This window comes from Campylobacter jejuni, assembly GCF_049221745.1.
Classification (GTDB): domain Bacteria; phylum Campylobacterota; class Campylobacteria; order Campylobacterales; family Campylobacteraceae; genus Campylobacter_D; species Campylobacter_D jejuni_E.
Genome location: NZ_JBMJAO010000005.1, coordinates 85,519 through 99,164, shown reverse-complemented (window position 1 = coordinate 99,164; position 13,646 = coordinate 85,519). Strand labels below are relative to the sequence as shown.

Below are 13,646 nucleotides of genomic sequence, written 5' to 3'. Positions count from 1 at the left end.
CCTTAAGATTTTTATTTACTTCATCATAAGTTTTTATTTCAGAATTTAATGTAGCATTAGCACAACTCGCTAAGAAAGAAATTGTAACTAAAGAAAGAACTAGTTTTTTGATGAATTTTTTTTTTTTTCAATCCCCCCCCCCCATCCATGCGATATTGTTCATAAAATTTTTCCTCCCTTATAATTTGTCTTATGTATTTATGTATTAAATAATTAAAAATAATATAAAATACAAAATAAAATAGCGGAATATTAAAATATTTAAACTTAAAGTATAATTAAATACTAATTATCGTATAATTATAAAATTTCAATTTAAAATTTGTTTTATATAAAAAAATTGATTAATGAGGGTAAAATTTTAGACAGAATTTTTATTGTTTTGTATGATTAGATAATAAGCACTTCATTTTCTAAGTTTATGCCAAATTCTTCAAAGACTTTTTTTCTGGCTAATTTGATAAGAAAAAACGCATCTTCAAAACTTGCATTTTTTTTATTAATTAAAAAATTTGCGTGTTTATCGCTTAACATAGCATCTCCCTTGCTAAATCCTTTAAGTCCTACAGCTTCGATTAAACGTCCTGCAAAGTCGTTTTTCGGATTTTTAAAGATAGAGCCAAAGCTTGCTCCACTAGGTTGGTTGCTTCTTGCATTTTTTAAAGCTTCATCTTTAAGGGTATCAAAGCCAAAGTTTAGTTTAAATTCAGCCCAAAAAAAAGGCATATTTAAAGGACAAAAACGATAATCAAAATTTATATTTGCTCTTAGAATTTCGCCTTCAGAAGTGGCAATTTTGATTAAATTTTGACTGATGCAGTTTCCTTTAAGTCCTGCATTCATTTTCAAAAGCCCGCCAAGTGTGCCAGGAATTTTGCTTAAATACTCAAAACCCTTAAGATTATTTTCTTTGGCAAAGTGATACATTTTGCTTGATTTTGTTTTGCAACCTATGCGAAGATGTATAAAATCTTTATTTTGATCTAAAATTTGTATAAAATCAAAACTATCTCCTAAAATTCCTATATTTTTAGGTTTTGGGCTAACTAAAAGGTTATTTGCACCGCCTATTAAAAAACCATCAAAATCACAAATTTGATCCAAAACTAAAACTTCAAATTCATTTCCTATACGCACAGAAGAGTATTTTTTAAAATCAATGATCATTTGATAAAAGTTGGAATTTGATTTAGTATGTTTTCGGTAAAGTCAATCATAGTTGTAGTCATCCAAGGCATTAAAAAGATTAAAATAACTACAACCAAGATGATTTTAGGAACAAAAGAAAGTGTCATTTCGTTAATCTGTGTAGTTGCTTGAAAAATACTGATTACAAGCCCTGCAATAAGCCCTGCTAAAAGCATAGGCAAGGAAAGTAAAAGTGTGATTTTAAAGGTTTGCACTCCAAGAGCAACCAAGGTGCTTTCATCCATTTTTATCCTTTTTAAGAATTTCTAGCTTCTTCGTATTCGCTAGGGATAAGATAATCACTTACATGTATGATTTTATCATAAAATTTATAATCATATCCTAGTTTAAAAAGCGTATCTACAGCTAAAAGTTGAGTTTGATTCATGCTAATAGAGTTTTTATTGGCATATAGATTAAGATAAGTATCCAGTTTTTCTTCATCAACACGGATAAGTTTTCTTTCCATAAGCATAGGGGCTAAAATTTTACGATTTGCATCGGCGATTTTTACAGCATTGGTTAAATCCTTTTCGATCTTAATTGCATCGCTTAAAGGCAAAGAGCGACGCAAAGCCATTCCACCTAAAGGTAAGGGTAAATTTTCTTTAGCAAATTCAAGCCATATATCCCAAAGTTCTGCTTCTACGCAAAGACTTTGATCAAAATCTAAAATGCTTTCATGGATCAAAACTCCTGCATCTACTTCATCACTTAAAACTGCATTTTCAATGTCTAAAAAATTCTTATAAATGATTCTTGCTTCAGGGTATTTCATACGAAAAATCAAAGCATTGGTGGTATTTGCTCCACTCAAAGCGACTTTAAAATTTCTTTTTAAATGCGTGTCTTTTTTCTTGATGAGTTTTGGCCCATAACCTTCGCCAAAACTCACTGCTGTGCGTAAAAGAGCGTATTCAGAAGCGATTAAAGGATAAAGCCCAAAAGAAATAGCCGTAGCATCAAATTCATTTTTCAAGGCAAATTCATTTAAAGTTTGTATATCTAAAGCTGTATTTTTATAAGCAAAATCATTCCCTATCCATCCAAATTTAATAGCCATATACATAAAAATATCATCAGCATCAGGAGAATGTGCGATAGTGATTTTTTTCATCTTTAATTTCCTTTAAATCTTTGCTTTAATTCTAGCAAAATAAATTGTTATTTAATTTTATTTTGTTAGAATTCTAACTAAAAATTTAGAATTTTTAAGGAAAGTTATGGATGATAATAAAAGAAAATCCCTAGACGCTGCCCTAAAAAGTTTAGATAAAACCTTTGGAAAAGGTACTATCTTAAGACTAGGGGATAAAGAAGTCGAGCAAATCGATAGCATAGGCACAGGTTCAGTTGGGCTTGATCTTGCTTTAGGTATAGGCGGTGTTCCAAAAGGAAGAATTATAGAAATTTATGGGCCTGAAAGTTCAGGTAAAACCACTCTAACTTTACATATTATCGCAGAATGCCAAAAAGCAGGTGGAGTTTGTGCTTTTATCGATGCAGAACATGCGCTTGATGTAAAATATGCTAAAAATTTAGGTGTAAATACAGATGATTTGTATGTTTCTCAACCTGATTTTGGAGAACAAGCCTTAGAAATTGTAGAAACTATAGCAAGAAGCGGTGCAGTAGATCTTATCGTAGTAGATAGCGTTGCAGCACTTACCCCAAAAGCAGAAATTGAAGGCGATATGGGCGATCAACATGTAGGGCTTCAAGCAAGACTTATGTCTCAAGCTCTAAGAAAACTTACAGGTATAGTTCATAAAATGAATACCACGGTGATTTTTATCAACCAAATTCGTATGAAAATTGGTGCTATGGGCTATGGTACTCCTGAAACTACAACAGGTGGAAATGCACTTAAATTTTATGCTTCTGTGCGTTTAGATGTTAGAAAAGTAGCAACCTTAAAACAAAATGAAGAACCTATAGGAAACCGCGTTAAAGTAAAAGTGGTTAAAAATAAAGTAGCACCTCCATTTAAACAAGCTGAATTTGATGTAATGTTTGGAGAGGGTTTAAGCCGTGAGGGTGAATTGATCGATTATGGCGTAAAACTTGATATCGTGGATAAAAGTGGTGCATGGTTTTCTTACAAAGATAAAAAACTTGGACAAGGTAGAGAAAACTCAAAAGCTTTCTTAAAAGAAAATCCTGAGATTGCAGATGAAATTACAAAAGCGATTCAAAATTCTATGGGAATAGAAGGTATGATCAGCGGTAGCGAAGATGACGAAGGAGAAGAATAATGTTGGTAATTGAAGATGTTAGAGCCTATGAAGTTCTTGATAGCAGGGGAAATCCAACCGTAAAAGCTGAAGTTACGTTAAGCGATGGAAGTCTAGGTGCAGCTATAGTTCCAAGTGGTGCAAGTACAGGTTCAAAAGAAGCTTTGGAATTGCGTGATAATGATGAAAGATTTGGCGGAAAAGGTGTTTTAAAAGCTGTTGCAAATGTCAATGAGAGCATTGCAGATGAAATTTTAGGACTAGATGCTTTTAATCAAACTCAACTTGATGATACTTTGCGTGAGCTTGATGGAACAAATAATTATTCAAATTTAGGAGCTAATGCGACTTTAGGCGTATCTATGGCAACAGCTCGTGCAGCCTCTGTTGCTTTAGGAGTGCCTTTATATCGTTACTTAGGTGGTGCAAATGCGAGCATTTTGCCTGTACCAATGTGTAACATCATAAATGGCGGTGCTCATGCAAATAACAATGTAGATTTTCAAGAATTTATGATCATGCCTTTTGGTTTTACCAGTTTTAAAGAAGCTTTGCGTTCAGTTTGTGAAATTTATGCGATATTAAAAAAAGAACTCGCAAATTCTGGACAATCTACGGCTTTAGGTGATGAAGGCGGTTTTGCTCCAAATTTAGCTAACAACACAGAACCTATCGATCTTTTAATGACTTGTATCAAAAAAGCAGGTTATGAAAATCGTGTAAAAATTGCTCTTGATGTAGCAAGTACAGAATTTTTTAAAGATGGCAAATATCACATGGAAGGCAAGGCTTTTTCAAGCGAGGATTTGATTGAACGCTATGTAGAACTTTGTGCAAAATATCCAATTTGCAGTATCGAAGATGGCTTAGCTGAAAATGACTTTGAAGGCTGGATTAAACTGACTGAAAAATTGGGCAATAAAATTCAGCTTGTAGGCGATGATTTGTTTGTAACTAATGAAGATATTTTAAGAGAAGGTATCATCAAAAAAATGGCAAATGCTGTACTTATCAAACCAAATCAAATCGGAACTATTACTCAAACTATGAGAACTGTGCGTTTAGCACAAAGAAATAACTATAAATGTGTGATGAGTCATAGAAGCGGCGAAAGTGAAGATACTTTTATAGCGGATTTTGCTGTAGCTTTAAATACAGGACAAATCAAAACAGGAGCCCTAGCAAGAGGCGAAAGAACTGCAAAATACAATCGCTTACTTGAAATTGAACTTGAAGGCGATGAATACTTAGGAGAAAAGCTCTGAGCGATTTACTTAAAGAATACGACGAAAGTACAAGAAAAAAAAGTTTTTATACTCATGTTATAAAAATGATTTTTTGGGCTTTTCTTGTTGTAATTGGAGCGATTTATTTTGGCAATATGTTTTTTGGGCAGTATTCTTTAGATACTTTATTAAGCTTAGAAAATACCAAAGAAGAGCTTAATAAAAAGATTATTTTGCTCAAAGAACAAAATGCTAAAGCACAAAAAGATTATTTTGAATTAAAAGGATTATACCCAAATGAAAACTAGAATTTTGGCAATATGTTTTATTTTTACCTCTCTTTTATATGCTGATGAAAATCCTTTTAAAATAGAACAAAACATAAGTTTGGTTGCTCCACCCGAGTTTCAAAAAGAGGAAGTTAAATTTAATTCTAGTGCAAGGATTTTAAAAAGCATCACTTTTAATTATATCAATTTAGACGGAAGTGAAGATAAGATCGATTTAGATGTCAATAAAAGTATTGATTGGCACGATACTTATACTATATCAAGATTTAAAAGCCCTGATCCTTCAAAAGTACTTGATGTTTCAGTTACTATACCTGAAAAAAATAGCTCTAAACAAGAATCAAACTCAACAGCCAATGTTGAAATACCTTTACAGGTTGCAAAGATTTATGATTTTATTTCTTACGCGGTTTATAAAAACAAAATAAAACTTAACACTAGTGATGAAATGATCACAGATTTTTCAGTAGGAAATCCAAGTAAAATCGTTATAGATTTTAGGTCTAAAATGATTAGCCCTACAAAAAATATACGCCTTAGCAATTCTATTTTTAAACGCATAGACTTTGGATCTCATAAAGGATATTATCGACTTGTAATATATCTTGATGGAACTTATAATTATAATATTCAAAAAGATGCAACTGGATATATGATTAATCTGCTTTGATGAGATTTATTTTTTTAATATGTTGTGCTTGTTTAGTTTTTGCTAATGAAATTTTGCTTCTTAGCAAATTCGATAAGCAAGATTTTAATTCTAAAGATTTTAATGCTTATTTGATGAGCGAAAAACTCGATGGAGTGCGTGGAATTTGGGATGGGAAATATCTAAAAACTCGCCAAAATTACAAAATAAAAACTCCTGACTTTTTTACAAAAAATTTCCCTCCTTTTGCTATTGATGGTGAGCTTTGGATAGCAAGAAATAAATTTGATGAAATTTCAGCTTTAATTCGTAGTGGCGATAGCAATTTGACCTTATGGAAGGAAGTAACTTATAATATTTTTGATGTGCCAAATGCTTGCGAAGAATTTCAAATTCCTACTTGTACGCTTAAAAATCGTTTAGCTGTTTTAGAAGAGTATTTACAAAAATATCCTAGTGCCTATATAAAAATTATTCCTCAAATTTCAGTTGAAAATCAAAATAATTTAAATCAATTTTACGAAAGCATTATAAAAAATCAAGGCGAAGGTATTGTCATACGCAAAAATTTAAGTCCTTATGAAAAAGGCAGAAGTAAAAATGCTATGAAATTAAAATCCTATGATGATGCAGAATGTGAGTTGGTAGGATTTCGCAAGGGTAAGGGTAAATTTGAAAATCAAGTAGGTGCTCTGCTTTGTAAAATGCCTAATGGACAAATCATTAAAATAGGTAGTGGTTTAAAAGATGAAGATAGAAAAAATCCTCCAAAAATTGGTAGTATTGTGACTTATAAATTTAATGGATTGACCAAAAATTCCTTACCTCGCTTTCCGGTTTTTTTAAGAATAAGGGATGAAAATCCTTGACTTTAAAATTATTTTGTGATAAAATATTTCCTTTTGTTTATTCGGGGTGTAGCGCAGTCTGGTTAGCGCACTTGGTTTGGGACCAAGGGGCCGAAGGTTCGAATCCTTTCACCCCGACCATTTTTTATAAATTTATACAAAATGGTGAGTGTAGCTCAGTCGGTTAGAGCATCAGATTGTGGTCCTGAGGGTCGTGGGTTCAATTCCCATCACTCACCCCACTAAGCGCTCGTAGCTCAACTGGATAGAGCGACAGACTTCGGATCTGTAGGTTATGGGTTCGATTCCTATCGGGCGCACCACCAAGATTTTATATGCGTTCATAGCTCAGCTGGATAGAGCAACGGCCTTCTAAGCCGTAGGTCAGAGGTTCGAATCCTCTTGGGCGTACCACTTTGCGGATGTGGTGAAATTGGCAGACACGCCAGACTTAGGATCTGGTGCAGCAATGCGTGAAGGTTCAAGTCCTTTCATCCGCACCACTTACTTTTATCATTTTCAAACAAGAGTTGATTTCTCATAAATTTTATTTCATTTTAAAATTTCTTATGATTGCTAGATAAAATGCAAATTTAATTTAGATAAATTCAAAATTATCTTGCAAAAGATTTGAAAAATAATTAAAATATACAAAATTCAATTCAAGAAGATAAAATGAAAAAAATTAGGTTTAGCTTTAGCAGCTTTAGTTGTTTTAAATGTGTCAGCATTTTCAGGGGGGGGGTTATCACTATACATGATCCTAATTTAGTTAAAGTATCAGGAGGAGATGATGCCTATGCAAAAATAGCTTTAGAGGATGCTAAAGAAGAAATGAAAGATGAATTCAATACTGATAACTTAGAGATTTATGCTATAGAAAGTATCAAAAAAGATGATCCGCATGAATATGATGTTATTCAAAGGGGAACTTTTAAAGTAATGAAACAAGAAATAGCAAAAGGAAAGATTATTTATTATAATGAATTCTTAGTTGTAGATAGAAAAACAGATTGGGCTGCTGATAAGTTCTATAATTTCAAATAATACTTGAAAGCTCTATTATTTTAGAGCTTTCACACCAAAGGTTTTGACTATAAAAAACATAGTATAAAATATATCTAAATTTTAAGCTTTTTAAGTTAAAAATTTCTAGTTTTTTAAATCGTTTTATCTTTTATATCTTTGCTGTAAAGACAAAATCAGCACTCATTAAAAGTCTTTTTCTTGATCAAATTTTTGTAATTTTATTTTTTAGTGTTAAAAATATGATGATATTAACTTTATAAAAGTATTATTATATATTTTTTACTTAGGATAGCAATTATGAAAAAATAATTTTAACCATTCTTTTTTTACTCACTCTTACGCAGGCTAAGGAAATACAAGTTTATGAAAGTCCTACTTGTGGCTGTTGTGATCTTTGGGCTGATTATATGAAAGCTAAAGGTTATGAGGTTAGTGTTCATAAAACCAATGATTTTCTTAAAATCAAAGAAAAAATGGGTATAAAAGATAAGTATCAAAGTTGCCATACAGGCGTGATTGAAGGCTATGCTATTGAAGGGCATGTTCCTGAAAGTGCTGTAAGCTGGTTACTTGAAAACAAACCTAAAGATGTGATAGGAATTTCAGCTCCTGGCATGCTGCAAGGAAGCCCAGGGATGGAGCAAGGATATAGTGAAAATATCCTGTAATTTTGATGAAAAAAGATGGAAGCTATGAGCTTTATGGATATTTCGTAGGAGATAAAAAGCTTTAAGGTAAATTTTTAGCTTTTTACTTTTTTGATTTCTTTTTCAAGTATGCTATAAGGAGTTAAGCCTATAAATTTTTCATCCATTTTTCCTTCTTTGAAAAAACTAAGCACAGGCACTCCATATATTTCCCCAATGGCACTTGAAAGATATTTAGCTGCTCTTTTTTCATAAAACATTGCTAAATTAGATAGACCTTTTTCATCAGCCCAAGCTTTTGCATCATTTGCATCATTTGCATCGCCTAAAACCACAAAGATATTAAAATCATAGTTTCTAGCTAAGTTTTGTAAAATAGGAATTTGTTCTTTGCAAACTCCACAATCTTTTGTGAAAAATACTAAGGCAAAATTTTGTGCTTTATCATTTAGTTTTAGGTTTTTTTTAAAACCATTGTAGGCAAAATTATAGGTTTTGTCACTATTTAAAGCTTTAAAATTTTCTCCACTATCGCAAGCTACAAAAAATAAAGCTATGATTAAAGCAAAGAAATAAGCTTGGATTCGAAAAATTCCCATGGTTTTTCTCCTAAAATTCTCTCTTTTATCACTCCATCTTTGATGATAATGGTAGTAGGGGTTGCAAATACAGCGTAACGATCATTGGTGATTTTAAGATCGTCTTTTAAAACTTTTACATTTTTAAAGTCAAATTGTTCAGCTAAAACTTTAACCACATTGGCATTATCTATGGAATTTATAGCATAAACACTGATTTTATCGGGGTGATTTTGTATGAATTCATCTAAAGAAGGGAGTTCTTTTAAGCAAGAAGGGCAGCCATTTTGAAAAAAGACTAAGACTTTTAAACTTGTATTATCATCAGCAAGTTTTACAGCTTTTCCTAAAGTATCTTTAGCTGAAATTTCAACACTTTTTTCTTCAACTTTTCCAGTATCTTTTGAATTTTCAAAAGAACAAGCATTGAACAAAAACAAAATACTTAAGATTAAAAGGCTTTTTTTCATTTTAACACCCCATGTTGTAAGACAAGGGTTCGATCTGCAAATTTAGCTAAATCAGGATTGTGTGTGATTAAAACTATGGTTTTGCCTTCATTTTTTAATTTTTGCAAGGTTTGAAGAACGATTTTTTCATTAGCTTCATCTAAATTTCCTGTAGGTTCATCTGCGAGTAAAAGTTCTGGGTTGTTGATCAAAGCTCTTGCTATACAAACTCTTTGTTGCTCCCCACCGCTTAATTGACTAGGTAAATGAGTAAGTCTATGTGAAAGTCCTACTTTTTCAAGAACTATTTTGGCATCTTCTTCATCTACACTTGAGTGATAATATTGAGAAAGCATAACATTTTCTAGAGCGTTAAGATAGGGGATAAGGTGAAATTGTTGAAAGACAAGTCCTATTTTTTCACGACGCAAGGTAATTTTTTGCTCCTCATCCATTTGTTTTAGGCTTTCATTATCTAAGATATACTCTCCAGAGCTTGGAGTATCCATGAGTGATAGTATGTTTAAAAGCGTTGATTTTCCACTTCCTGATGGACCCATGATGGCAAGCCATTCTCCTTCATAGACGCTTAAGTTGATATTGCTTAAGGCTTTAACTTTGCCAAATTCTTTATTTAAGTTGTTTATTTTAATAAGTTCTTTTTTCATCATTCACCTTTCAAATTTTCACACACATTGATTTTTAATGCTTTTTTTATAGGAAAAAATGCAGCCAAAAAGGCAAAAATCAAAGAAATGATTAAGGCTATAAAAACAGCTATAAATCTAAAATCAATACTAGAATTAAAAATCAAATAACCAAAGATATTAGCTAAAAATATCCCACAAAAAGCTCCGATTAAACTAGCAAAAAAACTTACTATAAAGCATTCACTAGCAAAAAGTTTAAAAATTTCACTTTTTTTCGCACCCAAGGCTAAACGCAGTGCGATTTCTTTTTTGCGAGAAAATATAATAGAGCTTAAAGTTGTATTGACACTAGTGGTAACTATGATCAATACTACAAGTATGATTAAAAACATTAAAGCTTTTATTTTTCCAAGCACTAAACCTTCGCTTAAGGATACTGAAGATATAGGTTTTGCATCGATGAATTCATTGTTGATTGCTTGTGTTTTGGCTTTAACTTCATCAAAATTTCCATAAACTACAGCATTAGCATAGTTAATACCAGCTCTATCGCTTAAATTTTGCACTACACTCAAAGGAGCTAAAACAATGCTATCAAATTCATCATTGCTTGAAAGTATGCCTTTTATGGTAAGTTTTATACTTTTCCCATTATGGGGATTATAAATTTGAAGTTCATTGCCTGTTTTTAAGCCTAACTGTTTGGCTAGATTAACACCCAAAAAGGTTGAATTTTCATCAAAGCTATTTAAGGAAAAACTTCCTTCTTTGACTTCTAAAAAAGGCTTAGTGATTTTTAAAGCCCTAAAATCAGTGCCTAAAACCACTCCACTTGTACTGCCTAAATTTAAAAAATCATACAAAAAAGGAGTTAAAGCTCTGGCTTTTAAATTTTCTTTTATTTTTTCATAATCAGCATTGGATATAAAATTTTCATCTTGTTTTGGGCTTATTATGACATTTGCCCCGTAAGCTTTTAATTCTTTAGAAAGTTTGGTATCGATATCAAAATAAATATTTAAAAAAGCTGAGCAAGTAAGCGCTCCTATAAAAACACTTAAAATTATAATAAAAAGTCTTTGATAAGAAAAGCTAATGCTTTTAAAAAGCTCATTAAGGAAAAACTTATCTACCATAAAGTACTCCTGCAGCTGAAAGTTGTGTGATATTTTTTATAGGAATCAAGCAACCTAGTAAGGCAATAAGTCCTGCAAAAATAAAGCTTAAAGGTAAAGCTATAAAAGCTATATCAATAAAATATCCAAAAATGTTAAGGCTGATGATTTGAGAAAGCGCTATACCAAAAATAAAACCAAATAAAGCAGCAAATAAAGCTACGATTAAATTTTCACTAGCAAAGATGAGATAAATTTGAAAAGTATTAGCACCAAGTACTTTTAAAAGTCCTATTTCTTTTTTTCTACGATGAATTTCAGAACTCATTAGACTTGAAATTGCAATACTTGCAACAATAAGACAAATAATGCAAGTAATGCCCATTAAGGATTGGATCTTTTTAACTACTAAACTTTGAGCATCGCTTATAGCATTTAGAGCTTTTGCATCAGCACCTGGTAAGCCATCGCTAATTTGACTAGCGATTGAGCCTACATAGGCTGAACAATACCATTTGTCATATTCTAACTGATCTAATTTTTCTTCACCCATGCGACGCACTTTTTCAGAAAGGGCTGATTCAGGTATGGTAAAAGCTCTTACTTCTGCACTTGAGTAAAGCCCTTGTTTGTTGAGTAAATCTTGAGCTAAATTTAAAGGAGTGATGATTTTATTTGACATTTTAGGATTGGCATGAAGTAAAATGCCTACGATTTTTGCTTTTTTGCTTTGATCGTTTTCTCCTATGAGTTTGATAGTATCTCCTAATTTTAGTTTATTGTTTTTAGCAAAGTCTTCGCCCAGCATGATTTCATTGCTATCATCTTTTGCCCATTCTCCTTGCACTGCTAAATAAGGATAAAGACTTTTTATACCTGTGATAAAATCATCATCGTCTTTAATTTTTATAGCTTTTTGAAAATAAGTGCCATAAATAAGTGCTTTTTGCTGGGAGTTTTCAATTGCGATTTTACCTTCTAAAAAAGGAGCAAGTGCGGTGATGTTGTTACGCCAATAAATGTCTTTAATCATATATAAATTTTTTTCTTCTAGGTAGTTTTTGTTTTTTAAGGGTTCATAAAGTTCGTTACCTATTTCTATACTAAGACTTGAGCCTTTGGGTAAAACAAGGATATTAGAGCCATAACTTTTGAGTTGTTTAGTTACTTCATCGCCTATACTTAGGGTAATATTTAGCATAGTAGAGAGTAAAAGCGTGGCTAAAAAACAAGTAAGAAAGGCTAAAAATTTTTGAATTTTGTTTTTAAATATAGAGTTAAAAATCATTTTAGCCAACATCATTTCTCCTTTGAATTAAAAATTGAGCTTCATTTTCTTCTACATATTTCATAGGATCTTTTTTAAATTCTTCATAGTTGTTTTGATTTGAAAAATAATAAGTAATCCCTTTATAGCTATAAGAAAAAGGAGCTTGGGTGTTTATAATTTTAGTTTTTGATACAGGATCTTGCACTTCAATTTCTTTGATTTGACTAAAATAATTAGATCCTGCTATTACATCTTTAACATCTATAGTTATTTTTTGACCATCGTATACGTATTTTAATGGAATAGGATTGCAACCCCCACTTTTACCTATGCTAGGTAAAAAAATACGGACATTACAAGAAATACAAATAAGTTGTCCATCTTTTTTAATATAGCCCATATCTCCACAAATCATACAAGCATCGAAAACAGCTACAGGAGAGTCTTTATCTTCTCTTTTGTTGATAAGAAAAAATCTTATTACTTTACCTTCTGTGCTGATATAAGCAAAGCGGTGAAGTTTATTATCTCTTAAAAGAGTTATATCAAAGATAAATTTACCATTGCTATCAGGTAAAATTTCTTTAGGTTCATCTATAACTAAAGGCTTAGAACTTACCATAAAAAAGTATAAGATGATGCAAAAGCTTACAACACAAGAGATAAAAATACTAGAAAAATAGCTATTGATTAGGTTGTTTTTAGCTTTATTTTTACGGTAATTGGTATCTAAATTTTGTTTTTTGACCATATTTTTTTTACGAATTTTCAAACTTGAAAATGCTAAAAAAGCGATAAAAAATAAATAAATATAAATTCCAAAAACACCAAAATAATTGCTTTTTCCTACAAAGCTAACTAAAAAGGTGTGAGTTTCTATAATAGAATTTCGCATTAAAGTAAGCAAGATATTGGCTAGTGCTTTATCACCTTCTATAAAAACTAGCAATAAGAAAAGTATAAAAATTGATTTTTTATTAATATTTTTTTGCCGTTTTAAAAAGAAAAAAATCAAAATACAAACAAGTAAGCCCAAAATTATAAAACCTAAAGAGGTCATGCCTTCGCTATTGATCAAAGAGCTGGTAAAAATAGGAAAATCTTGACTTAAAAAGTAATAATGTAAGGCTGTACAAAAACTTAAAATTCCTAATAAAATAAAATTTAAAATTTCAATTTTTTTCCAAAAATAAAATATAAAGCTTATTAGCAATAAACTTATAAAAACAAAATCAAAATTAAAAATCAAATTTTCAGTTTTTAAAAATTGTGCTGCAATAAAAAAGGCAAAATATCCAAACAAAAAGCCCAAAAAAACTACTAAAAAACTTTTAAAAATATATTTTTTATCAGGAGTGATAAAGGCCATTAAAATACTTAGTGGCAAAACACTGATAAGAAAATGCACAAAATATATACTCATAATTTACTCTTTAAACATTGTTATTTTAATTTTTCAAATAAAAATAAAAA

15 protein-coding genes, 5 tRNA genes and 2 pseudogenes are annotated in these 13,646 nt (G+C 31.1%); 12 read left to right on the top strand and 10 right to left on the bottom strand.

Annotated features, from left to right (window positions below):
* From ACOTU8_RS05470 to ACOTU8_RS05455, 4 genes and pseudogenes are all read right to left on the bottom strand, one after another.
* Positions 1 to 109 (bottom strand): annotated as a pseudogene (locus ACOTU8_RS05470) (autotransporter); the annotation flags it as partial.
* 281 nt (positions 110 to 390) lie between these two features.
* Positions 391 to 1,167, bottom strand: a complete 777-nt coding sequence (gene murB / locus ACOTU8_RS05465; protein WP_422342109.1) for a UDP-N-acetylmuramate dehydrogenase — start codon at positions 1,165 to 1,167, stop codon at positions 391 to 393.
* Positions 1,164 to 1,433, bottom strand: coding sequence for a flagellar biosynthesis protein FliQ (fliQ, locus tag ACOTU8_RS05460; RefSeq protein ID WP_002851290.1), 270 nt, complete (start codon positions 1,431 to 1,433; stop codon positions 1,164 to 1,166). Before fliQ ends, murB begins: the two co-directional genes overlap by 4 nt.
* 11 nt (positions 1,434 to 1,444) lie before the next feature.
* Positions 1,445 to 2,305: a menaquinone biosynthesis family protein gene (locus ACOTU8_RS05455; RefSeq protein ID WP_422342108.1), complete on the bottom strand. Its 861-nt coding sequence runs from the start codon at positions 2,303 to 2,305 to the stop codon at positions 1,445 to 1,447.
* A 106-nt stretch (positions 2,306 to 2,411) separates the two neighbouring features.
* On the opposite strand from ACOTU8_RS05455, the gene recA reads away from it, so the two are divergent.
* The 12 genes and pseudogenes from recA (at position 2,412) to ACOTU8_RS05395 (ending at position 8,197) form a co-directional block, all read left to right on the top strand.
* Positions 2,412 to 3,443 carry a recombinase RecA gene (recA, locus tag ACOTU8_RS05450; protein WP_422342107.1) on the top strand — a complete coding sequence of 344 codons (1,032 nt, stop codon included), beginning with the start codon at positions 2,412 to 2,414 and terminating at the stop codon, positions 3,441 to 3,443.
* Positions 3,443 to 4,687, top strand: coding sequence for a phosphopyruvate hydratase (gene eno, locus ACOTU8_RS05445; protein ID WP_422342106.1), 1,245 nt, complete (start codon positions 3,443 to 3,445; stop codon positions 4,685 to 4,687). Before recA ends, eno begins: the two co-directional genes overlap by 1 nt.
* Positions 4,688 to 4,752: 65 nt before the next feature.
* The gene (locus ACOTU8_RS05440) at positions 4,753 to 4,956 is read left to right on the top strand and encodes a hypothetical protein (RefSeq protein WP_002839177.1); all 204 of its coding nucleotides are present in this window, start codon (positions 4,753 to 4,755) and stop codon (positions 4,954 to 4,956) included.
* Positions 4,946 to 5,608, top strand: a complete 663-nt coding sequence (cgpA, locus tag ACOTU8_RS05435) for a glycoprotein CgpA (protein ID WP_422342105.1) — start codon at positions 4,946 to 4,948, stop codon at positions 5,606 to 5,608. The genes ACOTU8_RS05440 and cgpA overlap by 11 nt, the downstream gene beginning before the upstream one ends.
* Complete coding sequence (locus ACOTU8_RS05430; RefSeq protein ID WP_422342104.1) at positions 5,608 to 6,456, top strand: DNA ligase; 849 nt, start codon at positions 5,608 to 5,610, stop codon at positions 6,454 to 6,456. Before cgpA ends, ACOTU8_RS05430 begins: the two co-directional genes overlap by 1 nt.
* 42 nt (positions 6,457 to 6,498) lie before the next feature.
* Positions 6,499 to 6,576: transfer RNA gene (locus ACOTU8_RS05425), tRNA-Pro, on the top strand.
* 24 nt (positions 6,577 to 6,600) lie between these two features.
* A tRNA-His gene (locus ACOTU8_RS05420) sits at positions 6,601 to 6,677 on the top strand.
* 4 nt (positions 6,678 to 6,681) lie between these two features.
* Positions 6,682 to 6,758, top strand: a tRNA-Arg gene (locus tag ACOTU8_RS05415).
* A gap of 14 nt (positions 6,759 to 6,772) precedes the next feature.
* A tRNA-Arg gene (locus ACOTU8_RS05410) sits at positions 6,773 to 6,849 on the top strand.
* Between the two features lie 4 nt (positions 6,850 to 6,853).
* Positions 6,854 to 6,938: transfer RNA gene (locus tag ACOTU8_RS05405), tRNA-Leu, on the top strand.
* Between the two features lie 172 nt (positions 6,939 to 7,110).
* Positions 7,111 to 7,482 carry a hypothetical protein gene (locus ACOTU8_RS05400; RefSeq protein ID WP_422342103.1) on the top strand — a complete coding sequence of 124 codons (372 nt, stop codon included), beginning with the start codon at positions 7,111 to 7,113 and terminating at the stop codon, positions 7,480 to 7,482.
* 287 nt (positions 7,483 to 7,769) lie between these two features.
* Positions 7,770 to 8,197, top strand: a pseudogene (locus tag ACOTU8_RS05395) (DUF411 domain-containing protein).
* 9 nt (positions 8,198 to 8,206) lie between these two features.
* On the opposite strand, the gene ACOTU8_RS05390 reads toward ACOTU8_RS05395, so the two are convergent.
* The 6 genes from ACOTU8_RS05390 to ACOTU8_RS05365 are packed head-to-tail and all read right to left on the bottom strand — an operon-like array spanning position 8,207 to position 13,596.
* Positions 8,207 to 8,710, bottom strand: coding sequence for a TlpA family protein disulfide reductase (locus ACOTU8_RS05390; RefSeq protein ID WP_422342102.1), 504 nt, complete (start codon positions 8,708 to 8,710; stop codon positions 8,207 to 8,209).
* Positions 8,671 to 9,159 carry a TlpA family protein disulfide reductase gene (locus ACOTU8_RS05385; protein WP_422342101.1) on the bottom strand — a complete coding sequence of 163 codons (489 nt, stop codon included), beginning with the start codon at positions 9,157 to 9,159 and terminating at the stop codon, positions 8,671 to 8,673. Before ACOTU8_RS05385 ends, ACOTU8_RS05390 begins: the two co-directional genes overlap by 40 nt.
* A complete protein-coding gene (locus ACOTU8_RS05380; protein WP_422342100.1) occupies positions 9,156 to 9,809 on the bottom strand; it encodes an ABC transporter ATP-binding protein in 654 nt (217 codons plus the stop codon). The genes ACOTU8_RS05385 and ACOTU8_RS05380 overlap by 4 nt, the downstream gene beginning before the upstream one ends.
* Positions 9,806 to 10,924: an ABC transporter permease gene (locus tag ACOTU8_RS05375; protein WP_422342099.1), complete on the bottom strand. Its 1,119-nt coding sequence runs from the start codon at positions 10,922 to 10,924 to the stop codon at positions 9,806 to 9,808. The genes ACOTU8_RS05380 and ACOTU8_RS05375 overlap by 4 nt, the downstream gene beginning before the upstream one ends.
* A complete protein-coding gene (locus ACOTU8_RS05370; protein ID WP_422342098.1) occupies positions 10,914 to 12,206 on the bottom strand; it encodes an ABC transporter permease in 1,293 nt (430 codons plus the stop codon). The genes ACOTU8_RS05375 and ACOTU8_RS05370 overlap by 11 nt, the downstream gene beginning before the upstream one ends.
* Positions 12,193 to 13,596, bottom strand: coding sequence for a Fe-S-containing protein (locus tag ACOTU8_RS05365; protein WP_422342097.1), 1,404 nt, complete (start codon positions 13,594 to 13,596; stop codon positions 12,193 to 12,195). Before ACOTU8_RS05365 ends, ACOTU8_RS05370 begins: the two co-directional genes overlap by 14 nt.
* Positions 13,597 to 13,646 lie beyond the last annotated feature (50 nt).

Bases quoted from the DNA above. Each gene is read 5' to 3' on its own strand.
- ACOTU8_RS05390 (WP_422342102.1), bottom strand. From the start codon at position 8,710: ATGGGAATTTTTCGAATCCAAGCTTATTTCTTTGCTTTAATCATAGCT.
- murB (WP_422342109.1), bottom strand. From the start codon at position 1,167: ATGATCATTGATTTTAAAAAATACTCTTCTGTGCGTATAGGAAATGAA.
- ACOTU8_RS05430 (WP_422342104.1), top strand. From the start codon at position 5,608: ATGAGATTTATTTTTTTAATATGTTGTGCTTGTTTAGTTTTTGCTAAT.
- ACOTU8_RS05440 (WP_002839177.1), top strand. From the start codon at position 4,753: ATGATTTTTTGGGCTTTTCTTGTTGTAATTGGAGCGATTTATTTTGGC.
- recA (WP_422342107.1), top strand. From the start codon at position 2,412: ATGGATGATAATAAAAGAAAATCCCTAGACGCTGCCCTAAAAAGTTTA.
- ACOTU8_RS05455 (WP_422342108.1), bottom strand. From the start codon at position 2,305: ATGAAAAAAATCACTATCGCACATTCTCCTGATGCTGATGATATTTTT.
- ACOTU8_RS05380 (WP_422342100.1), bottom strand. From the start codon at position 9,809: ATGATGAAAAAAGAACTTATTAAAATAAACAACTTAAATAAAGAATTT.
- ACOTU8_RS05385 (WP_422342101.1), bottom strand. From the start codon at position 9,159: ATGAAAAAAAGCCTTTTAATCTTAAGTATTTTGTTTTTGTTCAATGCT.
- eno (WP_422342106.1), top strand. From the start codon at position 3,443: ATGTTGGTAATTGAAGATGTTAGAGCCTATGAAGTTCTTGATAGCAGG.
- fliQ (WP_002851290.1), bottom strand. From the start codon at position 1,433: ATGGATGAAAGCACCTTGGTTGCTCTTGGAGTGCAAACCTTTAAAATC.
- ACOTU8_RS05375 (WP_422342099.1), bottom strand. From the start codon at position 10,924: ATGGTAGATAAGTTTTTCCTTAATGAGCTTTTTAAAAGCATTAGCTTT.
- ACOTU8_RS05365 (WP_422342097.1), bottom strand. From the start codon at position 13,596: ATGAGTATATATTTTGTGCATTTTCTTATCAGTGTTTTGCCACTAAGT.
- ACOTU8_RS05400 (WP_422342103.1), top strand. From the start codon at position 7,111: ATGAAAAAAATTAGGTTTAGCTTTAGCAGCTTTAGTTGTTTTAAATGT.
- cgpA (WP_422342105.1), top strand. From the start codon at position 4,946: ATGAAAACTAGAATTTTGGCAATATGTTTTATTTTTACCTCTCTTTTA.
- ACOTU8_RS05370 (WP_422342098.1), bottom strand. From the start codon at position 12,206: ATGATGTTGGCTAAAATGATTTTTAACTCTATATTTAAAAACAAAATT.